The 17369-nt window shown below is 64.6% G+C and carries 21 protein-coding genes; 9 read left to right on the top strand and 12 right to left on the bottom strand.

The annotated features are described in order from the left end of the window. Window positions 1–41 precede the first annotated feature (41 nt). The 3 genes from HYG81_RS33500 to HYG81_RS33490 all read right to left on the bottom strand — a co-directional run bounded on the left by HYG81_RS33500 (window position 42) and on the right by HYG81_RS33490 (window position 2091). Window positions 42–644: a uracil-DNA glycosylase gene (locus HYG81_RS33500; protein WP_180843039.1), complete on the bottom strand. Its 603-nt coding sequence runs from the start codon at window positions 642–644 to the stop codon at window positions 42–44. 116 nt (window positions 645–760) lie between these two features. After that, a complete protein-coding gene (locus HYG81_RS33495; protein WP_180840508.1) occupies window positions 761–1018 on the bottom strand; it encodes a DUF7976 family protein in 258 nt (85 codons plus the stop codon). After that, window positions 1015–2091, bottom strand: coding sequence for an Mrp/NBP35 family ATP-binding protein (locus HYG81_RS33490; RefSeq protein ID WP_180840507.1), 1077 nt, complete (start codon window positions 2089–2091; stop codon window positions 1015–1017). Before HYG81_RS33490 ends, HYG81_RS33495 begins: the two co-directional genes overlap by 4 nt. 265 nt (window positions 2092–2356) lie before the next feature. On the opposite strand from HYG81_RS33490, the gene HYG81_RS33485 reads away from it, so the two are divergent. Beyond that, window positions 2357–3406 (top strand): phosphatase PAP2 family protein, encoded by a 1050-nt coding sequence (locus HYG81_RS33485; protein ID WP_180840506.1) that lies wholly within the window; start codon window positions 2357–2359, stop codon window positions 3404–3406. A 60-nt stretch (window positions 3407–3466) separates the two neighbouring features. Here the strand turns inward: HYG81_RS33485 and HYG81_RS33480 are convergent, their stop codons facing one another. After that, complete coding sequence (locus tag HYG81_RS33480) at window positions 3467–3787, bottom strand: DUF7969 family protein (RefSeq protein WP_180840505.1); 321 nt, start codon at window positions 3785–3787, stop codon at window positions 3467–3469. A gap of 126 nt (window positions 3788–3913) precedes the next feature. Between HYG81_RS33480 and HYG81_RS33475 the strand changes: the two genes are divergently transcribed. Next, window positions 3914–4237 (top strand): DUF5783 family protein, encoded by a 324-nt coding sequence (locus tag HYG81_RS33475; protein ID WP_180840504.1) that lies wholly within the window; start codon window positions 3914–3916, stop codon window positions 4235–4237. An 81-nt stretch (window positions 4238–4318) separates the two neighbouring features. Continuing rightward, the gene (locus HYG81_RS33470) at window positions 4319–5170 is read left to right on the top strand and encodes an eIF2B alpha/beta/delta subunit family protein (protein ID WP_180840503.1); all 852 of its coding nucleotides are present in this window, start codon (window positions 4319–4321) and stop codon (window positions 5168–5170) included. 6 nt (window positions 5171–5176) lie between these two features. On the opposite strand, the gene HYG81_RS33465 is transcribed toward HYG81_RS33470, so the two are convergent. After that, window positions 5177–5872 (bottom strand): ThuA domain-containing protein, encoded by a 696-nt coding sequence (locus HYG81_RS33465; RefSeq protein ID WP_180840502.1) that lies wholly within the window; start codon window positions 5870–5872, stop codon window positions 5177–5179. Between the two features lie 372 nt (window positions 5873–6244). Here HYG81_RS33465 and HYG81_RS33460 point away from each other — a divergent pair, with 372 nt between their 5' ends. Next, the gene (locus tag HYG81_RS33460; RefSeq protein WP_180840501.1) at window positions 6245–7369 is read left to right on the top strand and encodes a Gfo/Idh/MocA family protein; all 1125 of its coding nucleotides are present in this window, start codon (window positions 6245–6247) and stop codon (window positions 7367–7369) included. A gap of 147 nt (window positions 7370–7516) precedes the next feature. On the opposite strand, the gene psmB is transcribed toward HYG81_RS33460, so the two are convergent. Together psmB and HYG81_RS33450 are read right to left on the bottom strand one after the other, a co-directional pair. Next, window positions 7517–8248, bottom strand: a complete 732-nt coding sequence (gene psmB, locus HYG81_RS33455) for an archaeal proteasome endopeptidase complex subunit beta (RefSeq protein ID WP_180840500.1) — start codon at window positions 8246–8248, stop codon at window positions 7517–7519. A gap of 281 nt (window positions 8249–8529) precedes the next feature. Then, window positions 8530–8700 (bottom strand): hypothetical protein, encoded by a 171-nt coding sequence (locus HYG81_RS33450; protein WP_180840499.1) that lies wholly within the window; start codon window positions 8698–8700, stop codon window positions 8530–8532. Window positions 8701–9030: 330 nt separating this feature from the next. Here HYG81_RS33450 and HYG81_RS33445 point away from each other — a divergent pair, with 330 nt between their 5' ends. The 3 genes from HYG81_RS33445 to tenA all read left to right on the top strand — a co-directional run bounded on the left by HYG81_RS33445 (window position 9031) and on the right by tenA (window position 10796). Next, entirely contained in the window at window positions 9031–9387 is a 357-nt protein-coding gene (locus tag HYG81_RS33445; RefSeq protein WP_180840498.1) for a DUF555 domain-containing protein, read from the top strand. 81 nt (window positions 9388–9468) lie between these two features. Further along, the gene (locus HYG81_RS33440; protein ID WP_180840497.1) at window positions 9469–10008 is read left to right on the top strand and encodes a CBS domain-containing protein; all 540 of its coding nucleotides are present in this window, start codon (window positions 9469–9471) and stop codon (window positions 10006–10008) included. A gap of 110 nt (window positions 10009–10118) precedes the next feature. Further along, window positions 10119–10796 (top strand): thiaminase II, encoded by a 678-nt coding sequence (tenA, locus tag HYG81_RS33435; protein WP_180840496.1) that lies wholly within the window; start codon window positions 10119–10121, stop codon window positions 10794–10796. 70 nt (window positions 10797–10866) lie between these two features. Here the strand turns inward: tenA and HYG81_RS33430 are convergent, their stop codons facing one another. Next, window positions 10867–11280 (bottom strand): helix-turn-helix transcriptional regulator, encoded by a 414-nt coding sequence (locus tag HYG81_RS33430; RefSeq protein WP_180840495.1) that lies wholly within the window; start codon window positions 11278–11280, stop codon window positions 10867–10869. A gap of 141 nt (window positions 11281–11421) precedes the next feature. On the opposite strand from HYG81_RS33430, the gene HYG81_RS33425 reads away from it, so the two are divergent. Beyond that, entirely contained in the window at window positions 11422–11970 is a 549-nt protein-coding gene (locus HYG81_RS33425; RefSeq protein WP_180840494.1) for a DUF8170 family protein, read from the top strand. A 27-nt stretch (window positions 11971–11997) separates the two neighbouring features. On the opposite strand, the gene HYG81_RS33420 is transcribed toward HYG81_RS33425, so the two are convergent. After that, window positions 11998–12654 (bottom strand): helix-turn-helix domain-containing protein, encoded by a 657-nt coding sequence (locus HYG81_RS33420; RefSeq protein ID WP_180840493.1) that lies wholly within the window; start codon window positions 12652–12654, stop codon window positions 11998–12000. Window positions 12655–12803: 149 nt separating this feature from the next. Here HYG81_RS33420 and HYG81_RS33415 point away from each other — a divergent pair, with 149 nt between their 5' ends. Next, the gene (locus HYG81_RS33415) at window positions 12804–13028 is read left to right on the top strand and encodes a YgaP family membrane protein (protein ID WP_180840492.1); all 225 of its coding nucleotides are present in this window, start codon (window positions 12804–12806) and stop codon (window positions 13026–13028) included. A 60-nt stretch (window positions 13029–13088) separates the two neighbouring features. Here the strand turns inward: HYG81_RS33415 and HYG81_RS33410 are convergent, their stop codons facing one another. The 3 genes from HYG81_RS33410 to HYG81_RS33400 form a co-directional block, all read right to left on the bottom strand. Beyond that, window positions 13089–14063, bottom strand: a complete 975-nt coding sequence (locus HYG81_RS33410) for an aldo/keto reductase (protein ID WP_180840491.1) — start codon at window positions 14061–14063, stop codon at window positions 13089–13091. A gap of 183 nt (window positions 14064–14246) precedes the next feature. Then, the gene (locus HYG81_RS33405; RefSeq protein WP_226375959.1) at window positions 14247–14741 is read right to left on the bottom strand and encodes a hypothetical protein; all 495 of its coding nucleotides are present in this window, start codon (window positions 14739–14741) and stop codon (window positions 14247–14249) included. Continuing rightward, window positions 14738–17218: a penicillin acylase family protein gene (locus HYG81_RS33400; RefSeq protein ID WP_180840490.1), complete on the bottom strand. Its 2481-nt coding sequence runs from the start codon at window positions 17216–17218 to the stop codon at window positions 14738–14740. The genes HYG81_RS33405 and HYG81_RS33400 overlap by 4 nt, the downstream gene beginning before the upstream one ends. Between the last annotated feature and the right edge of the window lie 151 nt (window positions 17219–17369).

Genomic DNA, 17369 nt, shown 5'->3' with positions numbered 1-17369 from the left:
CGTCCTCTCGTTCCTCTCGTCCCTGCCGTATCGCTCCCCGCCTACCGTCCCTGCCGCCCCTTCGTTTGCCGGTAGTCCGAGGCCATCAGTTCAGCAAAGGCCTCGAGCCACGCCTGCGTCTGCTCGTCGGTCTGCTCCTGTGGCTCGATCATCGGGACGAGTTCGAAGCCGCGACCGCGAATCCGCGTCGCGTGGTCGTCGGGGAGCGCGAGTTCGTCGACCGGAGTCGTCGTGTACTCCACTCCGAGTTCCGCTAACGGGCGCTCGCCGACGGGGATGAGGATTTCGGGGTTGATCATTCGGATCTCGGCGTTGAGATAGGGCTCGCAGTTGCCGATCTCCTCGTCGGTCGGCCGCCGGTCGGGGTCGCGACAGCGGGTCAGGTTCGTCAGGTAGACGTTCTCGAGTTCGGGTTCGTCCGCGGGCGAGTCGATGGCACAGAGGCCCAGCCGCTCGAGCATTCGTCGCAGTCCGCCGTCACCGTCGCTGCCGCCCTCGCCCGCGAACGGGACGCCCACTTCATCCGCCTGTGCGGTCGGCCGCTCACCGACGAACAGGAAGTCAGCGCCCACGTCGCCGTAGCCGTGGACGACCTGCGTGCGCGTCTCACAGAGCGCCGGACAGTTCCGACACTCCTCGTCCATACCGTAGGGGTTCGCTCGAGACCGTTGATTCGCGTCCACACTCGTGTCTCGAGGGGTAGAACCAAAAACGACGCGCCGACGGCCGCCGTTCGGAGCGACCCGAGAGTCGAGACGACTTAGCGACCGAGGCCGCCGCGCTCGTTGACCTCGAGGATGAACTTCACGTTGCGGACGATCTCCTCGGGGGAGGTCTCCTCGCCCTCATCGTAGAGGTCGCTGGTTCGATACAGGATGTTCGCGAGCTGTTTGCTCTCGCTCGTGTCGTCGCGAACGTCGTCGGCGATCTCGCGGAGGAACTCGACGCGCTCGGGATCGGGGTCGAACTCGTCGGCAGGGGCAGTGTCCTCCTCGCCGTCGTCACCGCCGGCGGTCATCGATCGGACGAGGCGGCTTCACTGCGTCGGCTCTGGGAGATCCCTTGCCGGTGAACGATCCCGGTGTTGTTGGCGACGTTCTCGGTGATCGTCCGCAGGGCGTCGCTGGTGTCGTCGCCGTCTTTCAGGACCGTCGGCTTCCCGCCGTCGCCGCCCTCGCGGACGGCCGGATCGAGCGGGATCGAGCCGAGGAAGGGAAGTTCGTGTTCCTCGGCGAACTCCTCGCCGCCGCCGGAGCCGAAGATGTCGTGTTCGCCGCCGCAGTCGGGACAGGAGAACGTCGACATGTTCTCGGCGATTCCGAGTACGACGGTGTCGTGTTTGGCGAACATCTCGAGGCCCTTGCGGGCGTCGTCTAGCGCCACGTCCTGCGGGGTCGTGACGATGACCGCACCGGTGACGGGCATGGTCTGGAGCATCGTCAGCTGGGTGTCGCCGGTGCCCGGCGGGAGGTCGACGACGAGGTAGTCGAGGTGGCCCCATTCCACGTCCTCGGTGAGCTGGGTGATGACCTTGTGAACCATCGGACCACGCCAGATGACGGGGTCGTCCTCGCCGGTGAGGAAGGCCATACTCATCAGCTTCACGCCGTACTTCTCGGGCGGAACGAGGGTCTCGTCCTCGGTGGCCATCGGCGGCTCGTCGGCATCGACCATCCGCGGGACGTTCGGCCCGTAGACGTCGGCGTCGAAGAGGCCGACGCGGGCACCGAGCTGCGAGAGGCCTGCGGCGAGGTTGACCGCGACGGTCGACTTGCCGACGCCACCCTTCCCGGAGGCGACGGCGATGACGTTCTTGACGTTGGGTAGTACCTGTTCCTCGCTGGTGAGGTCGTCGCGATCGGGCACGCTCGCGGTGAGATCCGCCTCGAGGCCCTCGGCGGTGAGCACCTCGCGGACCTCGGCAGCGATGTCGCTCTCGCTCGGTGAGTAGGGTGCGCCAAGCGCGAGATCGATGTCGACCTGGTCGCCGTCGACGGTGATGTCGTTGACCAGCCCGAGCGACACGATATCGTCGCCGAGTTCCGGATCTTCGACCGTCCGGAGGCGGTCGCGAACGGCGGCTTCGTCCATGTCACTAGCTACTTCCGGGCGTCGAAAAGGGTTGTGTTCGCATTTGGCGTCGCGTCTTCCGGCTCGTTCCCGCGGAACCGTCTCCGTCTGAGCGGTCAGGTGTGGACACAGTGGTGGAACGCCACCCGCACCGTTTCGGTGACCGAGCGCCCCGTTGACGGGGTCGCCAGATGGGACACGATCCGCTCACGGATCTCCCGCCACACGGCCTCCGCCGCTGTCAAACACAAATCCATTTAATATGGCTGGTACGTTATCACGATGTATGTCTCGCGGGATTGGTGAATTCGGCCCGATCCAGGACGTGATTCCGGAGTGGGCGGCGGTCCTCGTCGCCCTCGTCACGCAGTTGGGCGACGTCTGGTTTCTCAGTCTGTTGGTCGGTGCCATCTACTGGTTCGACTCGGCGAACCGGGAAGACGCAGCCGTGATAATGGGCTGGACGTTCGCGGGACTCGCACTCATCAGCACGCTCAAGCACGTCTTCGCGTTACCGCGTCCCGGCCAACCGCTAGTCCGGATCGAGACGCTACCGTGGGTAATTCAACCGCTCTACGAATCCACCGCGATGGCAAGCGGCTACGGGTTCCCGAGCGGCCACGCGTTGATGACGACGATCGTGTACCTGAGCCTGGCACGCCGGCTCTCGATCAGCACCCGTCGGCGGCGGTTCGTCGGCGCAGCGCTCCTCGTCGCTGCGGTGTGCGTTTCGCGGGTCGTACTCGGCGTCCACTATCTCGTCGACGTGACTGCAGGGGTCGCCGTCGGTGTCGCGTTTCTGGCCGTCGCCGAGCGACTCCTGACTCGCTTTTCGACCGATCACGGCACGGTCGCCTTCGGGCTCGCGATCGCCATTAGTGCGATCAACCTCATCGTCGGCGGCATCGATGCCGACGACATTTCGTTACTCGGCGCGTCTCTCGGCGCATTGGGGGGCTGGCAACTCGTCGTTCTCGGACAGCGCCTGTTCGCAGTCGACCGGCCATCGAAAGCGGTCCGACCGCTCCTCCGGCGGGGCGTGCTCGCAGCCGGGGCGCTTATTCCGTTGCTCATCGCGGTCGACGAGTTCCATCTATTCTCGCGTCCCGCTCGTGGCGGGGCCTTCGGACTCGTCCTCGCGCTGTTCGTCACGATACCCGTGTTACGACACTCCGACCGTGCCACCCGCGTCTGGACGGCGCTCGTCTTCTGGGCGACGATGGCGATACACGGGCTCCGAGTCCTGCTCTCACCGAGTACGTGGCGACGCGCGACGACTCTCGGCCGTCGATACACCGTGCGCGTTCATCGATGGATTCGCATGCGGCTGGGATAATCACCTCGAGTCGAGGGACCGACGGCGCGCGACGGAAAGAGCCGGCACCGTCGTCGCTGGTCACGCGTCGAAATCGAACCGCGGTCCGTCGTAGGTCGGCGGATCTGGCTCGAGTTCCACCCCCTGCTCGAAGCGCACGAAATTGAGATAGAACGGGCGGCCACAGCCCTCGATAGCGTTTCCCTCGAGGTCGGTGACGGGACCGTCCTCGCCACAGAGGAATTCGATCCCGTCGGCCGCCTCGAACGCCTCGTCCGGGCTGGCGTACTCCCACCCCGGCTGCGGGACTGTGGTCACGGAGCGGTCCGCGAGATCCGGCTGGCGTTCGACGCTCACCACGGCGTTGCAGTGCGGACAGGTGTACCGGACGGTGACGGTCATCGGCGGTTCTAGGGACCTCGAGGACGTAAGCCTGCGGGCATCGGTGGAACGGTCGAGTACCCGACCGCAGGGCTGATCCGGGTATGGTCCCGAACCGTTTACCCGATAGCGTCCGCACGGACGGCTATGACCGAGTTCGACCCCGAGAAATTCGAGGAGAAGTACGTCCACTACTTCACGGAACTCGAGGAGGCCTACTCGAACGCGTATCAGCAGTTACACGGCCAGTACGACTCCGAGGTACTCCGCGCCATCGACCGGCAGGTGCTGAGCGAGAGTGAACCCTTCTACGAAGGTAACGGTGAGTTCCGCGTCGAACTCCCGGAGAATCCGCGGGACCGGGTCGGCGCGGTGGCCGACCACGAGCAGTTCGAGCCCGTCCTCGAGACGTTCGTCGACCGAATCGAAGGTGAACTACAGCGGATTTTCGGCTTCGACGAGACCGCGTGACGGCGACCCGTTGAAGGACGGACGACGGAACGGTTGCGGGCACCCGGAACACCTTTTGCGCTGACCGGAAACCATGCGAGTATGATCGACGAGACGGCCGAGGAAATCCGAGAGATGCAGACGCACAGTTCCTCGGTGGTTGCTGTCCACGCGACCCAGGCCCTCGAGGAACTTGTCGAGCGGGAGTTCGCGACCGTCGAGGAGTACATCCGCGCGCTCGAGCGCAACGGCTCCGTGTTGCGACGGGCGAACCCCTCGCACGCCTCGCTGCAAAACGCCGTCCGGGAGGTCGTCGACGACGTTACTGACGCCGAGCCCGACAGCGTCGAGGACGCCCACCGACTCACGAGCGAGAAGATCGACGAAGTCGTCTCGCGGATCGAGTCCGGCAAGCGGCTAGCGGCCGAAAACGCTGTGGACGTCCTCACTGACGGCGCGACGATTCTGACCCATGATTACTCCTCGACGGTGATTCAGGCCCTCGAGCAGGCGACCGCGGCCGGCAAGACGTTCAAGGTCTACGTCACCGAGGCTCGACCGCGCTACCTCGGGCGCAAGACCGCCCGGACGCTGGCCGAGATGGACCGCGTTGAAACGACGCTGCTCACCGACAGCGCCCACGGGATCTACCTCGAGGAGTGCGACCGGGTCGTCGTCGGCATGGACTGCATCGTCGACGAGACGCTCTACAATCGCGTCGGCACCTTCCCGATCGCGTCGACGGCCGCCCGACTGGACGTGCCGGTGACCGTCCTCGGCTCGGCCTCGAAGATCGTCAGCGAAGGGTTCGTCTTCGAAAACGAGTTTCGACCGGGCAGCGAGGTCATGGCCGAACCCGCCGACGGCTTTGACGTGGAAAATCCCGCCTACGACGCGACGCCGGTCGAGTTGCTCGAGAGCGTCATTACGGATGAAGGCCGGCAGGAGTTGTAGACGCCGTTACTCCCGTTCGCCGAACGACCGCGGCGAGCCCTCGGTCGGGCTGGCCCACGCGACCGCGTTCCGCAGTATTCGCCGAATCGCCTCGTTCTCGTAGATCGGATACGTCTCGTGGCCGGGCCGGAAGTAGAATATCCGGCCGTTTCCGCGCCGGTAACAGCAGCCGCTGCGGAACACCTCGCCGCCCTCGAACCAGCTGACGAACACCTGCCGGTCGGGTTCGGGGACGTCGAACGGCTCGCCGTACATCTCCGTCTTGGGAAGTTCGATCGCCTCGTCCAGGCCGTCTGCGATCGGATGACCGGGATCGACGACCCAGAGGCGCTCGGTGCCGCCGTCCTCGCGGTACTGCAGGCTACAGGAGGTCCCCATGAGGCGCTTGAAGGGCTTGGCGTAGTGGCTCGAGTGCAACGGGATGAATCCCATCCCCTCGAGGACGCGCTCGCGGACGCGGTCGACGACCGCGTCGCTGACCTCGTCGTGCGCCTCGTGGCCCCACCACAGCAGGACGTCCGTCGCCTCGAGGACCTCGTCGGTGAGACCGTGATCGGGCTCGTCAAGCGTCGCGGTCCGAACCTCGTGGTCGTCGGCGAGCGCGTCGGCAATGGTCTCGTGAATGCCGTCGGGGTAGACGGCCGCGACTGCGTCGTCCTCGCGTTCGTGGCGAAACTCGTTCCAGATCGTGACTGCGACCATGACCGATCGGTCCGCCGTCCGGAGCCTTATACTGTCGGTCGTAGTGACGCGCCGTTGTCGCGGCCGGTCTCGACGAATCGGAGTGACGGATTGCCATCACAGTGGCTCCCAGCCGACGGTATCAGCCGGGAGACCGGTGAGTGTAACCCCAGCCTGAAATACTAGAAATAGTCACTATCTCTGACCTCTGTTACCATAATAGTATAGTAAGAGGTAAAATTCGAAATGCCTGTACGTATTAATCGGTCACAACCCTTATTTCGATAGCCGACTGCCACACTCTATGGACCAGGATCGGACGCAAATGATCTCGAAATGGTTGGTTTCTCACTGCCCCTCCATTGCTGCTGAGACGAAATCGGAGGTTTGGACATGATTGGCGACGGAATCGGCGTCGGCATCGTCGGCCTTGGCGGCATGGGCAATCTCCACGCACGGAGCATCCGGGAACTCGGCGCTGACGTCGTTGCCGGCGCGGACCTCATCCCGGAGCAACGAGACCAGTTCGCCCAGGAGTTCGGTGCGCGGACCTACGAGACGCACGACGAACTCGTCGTCGACGAGGCCGTCGACGCCGTCATCGTGACGACGCCCAACCGGTTCCACGAACCGATCGCTGTCGCGGCCCTCGAGGCGGGACTGGACGTTCTGGTCGAAAAGCCCCTCGCCCACACCCTCGAGAGCGCCGAACGGATCGCGGAGACGGCGGCCCGCTCGCCGGGCGTCTGTATGGTCGGCTTCCACAACCGCCACGCCGCGTCGATGGCCATGTTCGACGAACAACACGCCCGCGGCCGCTTCGGGGATCTGACCCACGTCGAGGCCGACTACGTTCGCCGACGCGGCGTCCCCGGCCCCGGTTCCTGGTTCACGGATTCCGAACTCGCCGGCGGCGGTTCCCTGCTCGATATCGGCGTTCACGCCCTCGATCTCGCGCTCTACGCGCTGGACTTCCCCGAAATCGTCGAGGTCAACGGCGTCACGCGGACGACGTTCGGAACCAGTGAGGAGTACGCCGATCCGGAGGGCTTCGGCGACAACTGGGACGCCGAGGCCGAGACCTACGAGGTCGACGATTCCGTCAGCGCCTTCATTCGCTGTGCGAACGGCGAGACGATTTCGCTCGAGGCGGCGTGGGCGACCAACCGCGAGCAGAGCATGGACTTCAAAGTCCGGGGCACCCAGGCGGGTGCCCAGTTCGATATCGGCGACACCGATCTCCACATTCTCGAGGCCGGGACGGCCGGCGGCGATCACTACGCCGATGTCAATATGACCGGTGACGCCGCCGTGACCGGCTACAGCGAACAGGACGAGCAGTTCCTCGCGACGATCGCCGCGGGCACAGCGCCGGAGACCAACACCGTCGAGGAAGCGCTGACCGTCCAGCGAGTCATCGACGCGATCTATCGCTCGAGCGAGACGGGGCGCGCGACCGAACTCGCCGACTCCCGCGTTTCCGAACACCAGCTCGAGCAGGCGACGCGACTCGACTAGTCGGTCGTCACGTTTCGACGCCGTTTCGGCGCGTTTTCACTTCCAGCAAGCGGAAGCTACGCACAACAGAGAAGTCGCTCGTTGCGATGACCGGAGCCAGCACTACTCCGACGAGAGAAAACCGGAGAATCAACCGTTTCGGCCGAGTTAGAGGACTTCGTCGAAGTCGTGGTGGCCGTGGATGTCGACACCCTCGTCGGTGATCTCACAGAGGAAGACACCGTTACCGGAGCCGGTGTCGCGCTCGACGGCGGACTTGATGCTCCGTGCGGCGACCGTCTTCGCTTCCTCGGTGGACATGTCCGGTTCGTAGGCCTGCTCGAGGTGACCGTAGGCGAGTTGCATCCCGCTGCCGGTGACGGTGTAGTCGTCCTCCATGACGCCGCCGGCGGGGTCGATGCTGTAGACGTGGCTCCCCTCCTCGTCGACGCCGCCCAGAATCGGATGGATGGCGAAGAACGGGCCGCCGCGGGCGAAGTTCCCCGCGAGCGTCGCCAGCGCGTCGATGCTCATGTTCTCGCCGCGGCGGGCCTCGTAGAGGTTGACCTCGGCGCGGAGACTCGAGATGAACGATTGTGCGCCGCCGACGCTGCCGACGAGCGTGAGCGCGCCGGTGGGGTGGATCTGTTCGACCTTCTGGACGTTCTTGTTCGAGACGAAGCGCCCGCCGAGGCTGGCGCGCATGTCCGTCGCGATGACGACGCCGTCGGCGGTAGAGATGCCGATCGTCGTCGTCCCGGTCTTGTTGACGTTGTCCAGGTCCGCTCGCGTGAGGTCGTTCTGGGGCATCGAACCGATCTCCGGCTCGTAGGGGTTCGGATCGTCGGCCAACTGGTTGACCGTCCGGGAGAAGTCGGAGTCGTCTGTAGGCGTATGCATTGCTGGAAAGATAGGGCCGGGACGGTATAAAACACCGGCGGTCACCACTGTCGTTTCCGCTTCTGTCAACCGCGAGAACGGGTCGCCTCGAGCGGCGTAGGAACAACGTGAGTGCGCCGTGAGTGGGGCGTGAGCGCGACTCAAGAGACGACTCGGTGTAGACTATGAGATTGGCGTGAGGCTCCTGACAGAGGATCACGAGCGATGGGTAGAAAAGCGGTACTGGTGGAGCCGGCAGCTCGACGGTCGACAAGCGGGAGAATCAGTCTCGGCTCAGTTGATCAGCGCTTTGCGTTTTCGTAGGCTTCCTCGACGTTGGCGAGGATGCGGTGAATCGGCAGTGTGAATCCAGCCTGACGGGCGGCGATCGCGAGTGGCATGGCAGCGATACCAATCACAATGCACAGCTGGTAGAGTGCGAACAGCGTCGCGTGGTACGCTCGGGATATCATCGGCGTTCAGCCATGCCCAGACGGAGGGCATATATAAGTCTTTGTGAGGTGCGCCCTCTATCATGATCGTTCACTCACGTATCGGGTCGCCGCCTGCTTGCGATTCCAATTCAGTTTCGTTGTGTACAACTGCAGGCGGACTCGAGGCGATGTACGGCTATGCAGGTGGGAGTTCACACGGTGTTTTCTCGTAACTTATGGGAACGATTCGATTCGCGTGCGCGCCGCTGATCGACGACGCGCGCGAGCAGGCATGGGTCGAATTAACCCGCTCGGAGACGGCCGCCGACGAACCGCAAGACAGGAAACCCCCCAGACCGACCACTGTATATGGGAAACTATCTCGTCGCGATGGAAGCGGCATGGCTCGTTCGTGACGTCGACGCGATCGACGATGCGATCGGCGTCGCCGTCAGCGAAGCCGGAAAGCGACTCAACAGCGAAAATATGGACTACGTCGAGGTCGAGGTCGGCGCGACGGGCTGTCCGGCCTGCGGCGAACCGTTCGACTCCGCCTTTATCGCGGCCGACACCGCACTCGTCGGGCTCGGACTCGAGATGGAGGTTTTCAACGCCGACAGCGAGGAACACGCCTCTCGCATCGCGAAGAGCGAGGTCGGCGGCGCACTGCGTGACGTCCCGCTCTCGGTCGTCGACATGATCGAGACCGACGAAGACGACGAGTAGTCGCCGCGTAGTCACCGAGAGCAGCGGCGGGGACGGAGCGCCACCCAAAGCTCTTTCTATAACCCGCAGTTATTGTTTGGTATGGAACTCCCGACGCCAGCGGACCTCCGACAGCGCCGTACCGAACTCGGGCTCACCCAGAGCGAACTCGCGGCGAAAGCCGACGTCTCCCAGCCCCTGATCGCCCGGATCGAGGGGGGTGACGTCGACCCGCGTCTGTCGACGCTCCGGCGGATCGTCAACGCCCTCGAGAAGGCAGAGAGCGACGTCATTCGCGCCGACGATCTGATGAACGAGGCGGTCGTCAACGTCGCCCCCGACGATCCCGTCAGCGAGGCCGCTCGGAAGATGGAAGAAGAGGCCTATTCCCAGCTGGCGGTCATCCAGGACGGGATTCCGGTCGGCTCGATCAGCCAGACCGACCTCGTCCACCTCGATTCGGAGGACCGCGACGAACCCGTCGAGGAACACATGAGCGAGAGCTTCCCGACCGTCTCGAAGGACGCCACCCTCGACGAAATCAGCAACCTGCTCGAGCACTACAAAGCCGTAATGATCACCGAGGCCGGCGAGACGGTGGGGATCATCACCGAGGCAGACATTGCCGCGCGCCTCTCCTGATCGCGCCGACGCCGAGCCGTCTCACCGCAGAACAATCACTACGGCCGGTGAAAATAACTGGGTTATACTACATGAGAATATAGATATGACTGTCTCGTCTACGCTCGAGCATGGCAACCAGCGATCGACTCCTCGAGGCGGGCGACGAGATCTGGACGGCACAGAAGAACCACCCGTTCGTAACGGAACTCGCGGCGGGCACGCTCGATGCGGACGCGTTTCTGACGTGGGTTCGGCAGGATTACCGGTACTTGCTCGACTACGCGCGCGTGTTCGCGATCGCGGGGACGAAGGCCCGCGACGAGGAGACGATGACCCACCTGTTCGGCGTCGCGCACAGAACGCTCGACGAGGAACTGGACCTCCACCGCGAGTTCGCCGCCGACTACGGGCTCTCCGCCCGGGACCTCGAGTCCGTCCAGAAAGCACCGACCTGTGTGGCCTACACGAACTTTCTGGTGCGAACTGCTCACGAGGGGACGCTCCCCGAAATCGCGGCCGCGATCTACCCCTGCGGACAGGGCTATCTCGATATCGCCGAGCACATGGCCGACCTCGCACCCGAGACGGACCACCGGTACACGCCGTTCATCGAAACGTACACGAGCGGCGCGTTCCGCGAGGTCGTCGACTGGATGCGCGCGTTCGTCGACCGCTGTGGGGACCGCCATCCCGCCGAGTACGAGGCGATGGAAGACGCCTTTCTCACGAGCGCTCGCCTCGAGTACCGGTTCTGGGAAATGGCGTATCGGCGAGAAGAATGGGGGATCTCGGGATCGACGGAGTAGGGAGCGCCGTTCGGGTTCCGAAATGGCCGCTCGAGCGTGACACCGCTGCGAGTCGGACGAGCGGCACCGCTCACTCGACGTCGGGGCGAGGCGCGTTCTCGTATTTGACCATCTTCTCGGGTTTATCGGAAATCGTCTCGTAGATACGTTTGAGTGTCTCCTCGGCCGCCAGCAGGTTGTGGTCCGCGAGGAACGCGCGTCCCTCGTCGGTTAGCCGGTAGAACTTCCAGGGATAGCCCTGCTGGCGCTGTTCGTCGGGGAGCGCGACCGCTTCGACCACGCCGACGTCGATCAGCTTCTGGACGTGTTTGTAGACGGTCGCCTCGCTCACGCTCGGGTTCAGTTGCTCGAGTTCGTACATCGACGGCAGTCCCTCGGGGTGTTGAAGGATGTTGGCCAGCAGTGCGAACCGCGTCTCCTGGGTCACGAAATGGACGAGTTCGCGCGCGTTCGCCCCCTCGGGAGCCCCCACGTCGGTACTCATACGGCCACCTACGGAGCGCGTCACCAAGTAGTTTACCCTGGAGTAAATTACCCTGGCGTAACTCGCCCGGCGACGGCATCGACTATCGGAAACGGAACCGACACGGCAACTACTATCCGTAATTCGAGAGTATCACTGCATATGACGGACGACGATCCCCCGGTCCCCGACGAGGTGCTCACGAGCGCGAGCGAGCGACTCGAGGCCGCGGAGCTCTCGCTCGCGGACAACGAGGAACTCCTCCACGCGCTGAGCGAACTCCGGCCGGTCTACGAGAGCGAGCGGTCGTACTTCGTGCTTGGAAACTACGACCGCGAGCCGATTCGACGCCTGAATCTCGTCGTCGATCGGCTGAACCGCCGGTCTGACGCCTACGCGTTTCGCATGGTCGATGTTCGCGGCGACTGGGACAACGGAATACAGAAGTTCTGCCTCATCGCGGATCTGGTCTCTCACATCGTCGGCGTCGCCGAGAAGGAACCCAGCGGCTTCCTCGTCGAGCAGGGCCTGCTCGCGGGCACGTCGGACTATTTCGCCAAGACGCACGTCCTCGAGCAGGAGTACCCTGGTGAGGAGCGGGCGTTCGACTGGATGCAGGACAGCGTTTTCGACCTGCTCGAGGAGGAGGGGCGGCTGTACCGGTGGGAGACCGAAGCGGACCTCGTCGAGGCCGCCGACGAACTGCCGTAAGTCGGTCCGCGATCGGTTCGGTCGGACTCACTCGCGAAACAGCGAGGCGAACACCGTCGACTTGGCCTTCTGCAGGTGCTCCGCTGCGGTCGCGGTCGCACACCCGAGTTCGGCGGCAACGTCCGCACCCGTCGCCTCGCGCGGCACGTCGTAATAGCCGAGTTCGAGGGCCGTCTCGACCGCGTCGCGCTGCCGGTCGGACAGTCGGCCGACGACGCTGTCGGCGGCGACTCGCTTCCCGCCGACCCGCTCGAGCGTGACGCCGACCTCATCGGGGACGCCGTCGACCGCGGCCTGAATGTCGCGCTCCGTGCCGACGATCGCGAACGTGTTGGTCCCGTCGTCGTTGCACTCGATCGGCGGCACCGTCATCAGACTCCCGCGGGTAAAGTTCTCGAACAACGAGCGCGCGGCCGACGACACCGCTCCCTCGAGAAAACAGTAACACGCCCGGTCCGTAATCGGGAGCACCTCGTAATCGGCGACCATCGGACTGTCCGCAAGTTCGCGTTCGAAGCGCCGGTAATCGCCCTCGAGCCGGAACAGAAACCCCGTCGGCGGGCTCGAGACGTTCCAGTTGACGATTCGCGCTCGCTCGAGGTAGTCGGCTCCGCCCGCGAGCCGTTCGTAGATCGGCGGCGCGTAGGTACCCTGCGGACGGAGTGTGATGCGAACTCGCCTCATATATCAGCGGTTCGAAGAGCGGCTCAAAAATTGTTACTCCGCGTCGAAAGCGGGTCGCCGTCGATCACGAACTCGAGCGGCGACGTCTTATAAAGTCACCCGAGTAGTTCGGCCGTATCGATTTGCTCCTGTGACCCGTTCGAGCGAGTATGCAGCGAAACGTCGGCGGACTCGATCGAATCGTCAGGGGCGTCCTAGGAATCTGGTTGCTCGCAGTCGCCGGTGCGGCGATACTGACTGATCGGCGCGCTATCGCCGTCACGACAGCGATCGCCGCAGCCGGATTGCTGTTCAACGCGACGACCCGGTTCTGTGGCGGGAACTATTTGCTCGGAATCGACACGACCGAGACGGCGTCCTGTTCGCAGGAGTGACGCCGGCACGAGCGAGACGGGGTTCGCGAATTTCGTTCGGGAATCAGCCGTCGAGCCGACTCACTGGTGACCGGACACCGGCACCGGCTTATAGGGCTCCTCGAGGTACTCCATCTCCGACTCCGACAGCTCGATCTCGAGTGCTTCGACGGCCTGCTCCAGGTGTTCGACGCTGGTCGTGCCGACGATCGGTGCGTCGACCCAGTCCTTGTGGAGTAACCACGAGAGAGCGATCTGAGCCATCGTCGCGCCCTTGTCGTCGGCGACCTCGGCGACGCGCTCGTTGATTTCCTGTCCGCCGCCGTCGCGGTAGGGGTGTTCGTACAGGTACTCCTCGGTCTCGCCGCGGGTCGTGGCATCGATCTCCTCGTGCGGTCGCGTGAGATAGCCCCGAGCCATGGGCGACCACGGCATGACGCCGATCCCTTCCGTCTCGCACAGCGGCAGCACCTCGCGCTCCTCCTCGCGGTAGACGAGGTTGTAGTGGTTCTGCATCGTGGCGAAGCGCTCGAGGCCCAACCGGTCGCTGGTGTGCAACGAGTCGGCAAACTGGTGGGCCCACATCGAGGAGGCACCGATGTATCGGACGTGTCCGCGGCGAACTGCGTCGTCGAGGGCGCGGAGCGTCGTCTCGATCGGCGTGTCGTAATCCCAGCGGTGGGGTTGATAGAGGTCGATCGTGTCCATCCCCAGTCGCTCGCGACTCGCCTTGAGTTCCTGTTCGATCGCCTTGCGGGAGAGGCCACCCGAGTTCGGGTCGTCCTCGCGCATCCGGAAGAAGCCCTTCGTCGCGACCACGGACTCCTCGCGGTGGCCCTCGAGCGCCTCGCCGAGAATCCGCTCGGACTCGCCTCTCGAGTACATGTTCGCGGTATCGAAGAAGTTGATCCCGAGATCGATCGCGCGGTCGATGATCGCTTTGCTCTCCTCGTCGTCGAGCACCCACTCGCGCCAGTCGCTCGAGCCGAAGCTCATACAGCCCAGACAGAGCCGACTGACCTGCATCCCGGTCGAACCGAGCGTCGTGTACTCCATACGAGTGAGACGGTCGCATCCGAAAAAACAGTACGTGCTGTGGCAACCGGCGACGAGTGCCGTCGAACGCCGACGAGTTCCACCGTCCCCGATAAAGCGAGCAGTAGGAACCAGCAGCGCGAGCGACAGGTCGAACACACCGCTTCGGATCCGAGAACAGTGTGCGGTGGCGCGTGGTGTTCCTCACGCGATTCCGCGCAGCAGCGATCCGAGCAATGGCAACCCGATCCCGCTGGCGACGGTGACGTAGACGATCGGGGTCATCTCGAGCACGGCTCCCGTCGAACTGCCCAGCGAGACGGCGAAGACGACAAGAACGAGGACGCCGAATCCGGCCGCACCGGCGACGCCCCGCCACGGGGTCGACGCGACGAGAGCCACGAGCGCCCCGCCGAGGACGAGACCCATCCAGTGGAGCCACGAGAGGGCCAGGCCGAGTCCGACCGCGACGACGACGGCGGCCGCGTGAGGTCGTCGGTCGGTCCGCACGCGCTCGAGGGCGATCCCGGTGCGGTCGATCGCACTGGGGCTTCCGCCGTCGTCCTCGAGTGCACCGGGTGGAACGTCCGAGTCGGTCGAGGCGTTGGAGGCGCTCGACCTATTGGAACCGATCGAGGTGTTCGAACCAGCCGTGTGGGTGTCATCCGCGTCGGTTCCGGTCCCGTCTGGTTCGCTCACGACGATCCCTCCGTGAACGAGACGGTGACGTCGCCGTCGGTCGTCAGATCCATCGGTTTCTGATCGTTGTCGATCCATCGTTCGAACTGATTGCCGTAGTGGGCGGAGAAGTAGTCTCCCGAGTTCCCGCCGGGAAGGATCGCCGTCGCCTCGCCGCCGGGTTCGACGACCATCCGCCAACTCGAACCGACGGCGCTCCCCACCCGGTAGTTGTTGACGGTCGCCCGCGAGCCGTCCAGCGGCCGTTCGTCGAGGTTCAGGAACGGAGCCTCCCCGCCGAAAGGATGCTCGATCGCCCGCGTCGTGTTCCAGTCCCCGTACACCTCCCAGCCCTCGTCGTCGATTTCGTCCAGCGCCACCTCGAGCGCATCGACCATCGTCTCGGCTCGCGATCGGTCCGCATAGAGGTCGCTATCCGCGGAGAGCGTCGTGATTTCCCAGTCGCCCGGATAGTACGAATCGTCGAGGTCCGCGTCCTCGAACTGCGGTTCGACCGTCAGCCGCCGGAAGTGGTCCATCCAGCGGGCGAAGACGAGCGCGCCCTCGCCGTCGCGGTCCATCCGGCGATCCCAGTCGGCGAGCGTCTCGGCAGCGTCCTCGACCCGATCGGTGGAATCCCCACGCCCCTCGAGGGTCTCGAGCAGTTCGGGGACGAGCTGGTCCGCCCGTCCGTCGCGGGTGTCGCGCTGGAGGTCGCGATGGAAGTCGTGATCCGTCGCCTCGCCGTTCTCGACGGCGTCGTCCAACCGGTCGTAGAGACGGCCGCCGCGGTACGGCGAGGCGTAGGCGACGCCGACGTAGTGTTCGGGGTCGTCGACGACGCGCTGGTTGGCCGTCGCGAGCACGTCCGGATCGATGGCGTGGGGTTTCTCCTCGAAGGGAACGAACCCGTCCCACGAGGACTCGCCGAACGGCGTGAACCCCTCCCACTCGCCCTCGCCGGCGGAGCCGTAGAAGATTCTGTTTCCGGACACCGCATCGCCGTCGATCGTCCGAATGGGGAGTTTTCCCGTCGCGTAGTACAGCGTCCGGCCGTCGGTGTCCGCGTAGACGAGGTTCTGGGTCGGCAGATCGAACTTCCGGGTCGACTCGAGCAGGTCATCGAGACCGTCGCTTCGGCCGAACTCGTAGATGGCTTCGGTCGTCCGGGTAGCGGTGTGGCCGGTCCAGGCGACGCCGACCGTCTGCTCCTCCCGCTCGAGCACCGGCCCGTGGACCGTCTTTCTGACAGTGATCGACCGATTTTCTGCACCTGCGACGGCGAGTTCGTGCTCCTCGAGGTCGAACTCGCGCCACTCGTCGTCGTAGCGGTAGCGCTCGCCGTCGTCGTGGATTTCGTACCGGTAGCAGTCGAGTACGTCGGCGCCGACGTTGGTGAACGACCACGTTCCGGACTCGTTGGCACCGGCGATGACGAACGGGACGCCGGGAAACGTCGCACCCCGGACTGAGTGTTCGGGCGTCTCGATGTGCTGTTCGTACCACAGCGGCGGCGTCATCAGGGAGAGGTGGGGGTCGTAGGCAACGATCGGGGTTCCGCTGGTGGTGTGTTCGCCCGACACGACCCAACTGTTCGAGCCGACGCCCGTCGGCGACTCGAATCGCGAAAGCCAGCCCGTCAGTTCCGCGCCGACCGATTCAGATGCGCCACGAGTGTCGTCCTCCTCGCTCGAGACAGCCGCGTCACCGTCGTTCTCGTCGCCCGCTCCACCGTCGTCGCTGCCGTTCTCGCCGACCGATCCATCACCGCCGCCGCTGCTCTCGAGCCGATCCGCGTCGACAGCGTCGCGAAGAATCGGCGTGTCGTGATCCATCCGCTCGGGATAGAGCGTCTCGGTGACGTCTTCGCCGAGTCGGTCGGCGAGCAGCGCTCGCCGGAGTTCGCCGAAATTCCCCGTCAGGTCCCACGAGATCTGTTTTTCCATCAGCATCGAGTCGACCGGAGTCCACTCGCGGGGTTCGTACCCGAGGAGTTCGAACTCGAGGGGCAGCGGTTCGTTCTCGATCGCCGCATTGACGCCGTCGACGTAGGCCTCGACGAGCCGTCCGACGGACGTCTCGGCGACGGATTCCCAGGTCGCTTCGGCCGCCCCGGCGAAGTCCATTCGGACGTGGAACTCGTCGTCCTCCGCGGTCGATTCACCGACGATTTCGGAGAGCTGTCCCCGCATGACCTGCCGCTGAAGGTCGAGCTGGAAGAGCCGGTCGAATCCCTGCACGTAGCCGACGGCGAAGTACGCCGCTGACTCGTCGTCCGCCTCGACGTGGGGAACGCCGTGGTCGTCGATCGAAAGGGTCGCCTCGCCGTACGGGCTCTCGACCGTCTCCGGGAGCGTTCGGTCGGCCGCGTTCCAGGCCCGCCCCGAGAGGGGAGAGAACTGATCGAGCAGTTCTCGAGCACCGGTGAGCGTCAATCCGCCGATACCCGCAGCGAACGCGCCGGCGAGAACGCCGCGGCGTGTGGTGTCTGATAGCATAATACGTACGATTAGGCGCACACCCCATAAATATCACGACAGTGAACAATCGAGTAGCTGGGAGATTTCGGCCGAGACGGGCGCGAACGAGACCGTCGACCCCGTCTCAGCGGGATTCGGGAGCCAGCGATTCAACGCTCGTTCTGACCCC

This window comes from Natrinema zhouii, assembly GCF_013456555.2.
Classification (GTDB): domain Archaea; phylum Halobacteriota; class Halobacteria; order Halobacteriales; family Natrialbaceae; genus Natrinema; species Natrinema zhouii.
The sequence above is the reverse complement of the archived record's forward strand: the minus strand, read 5'-3'. Positions and strand labels throughout refer to the sequence as shown.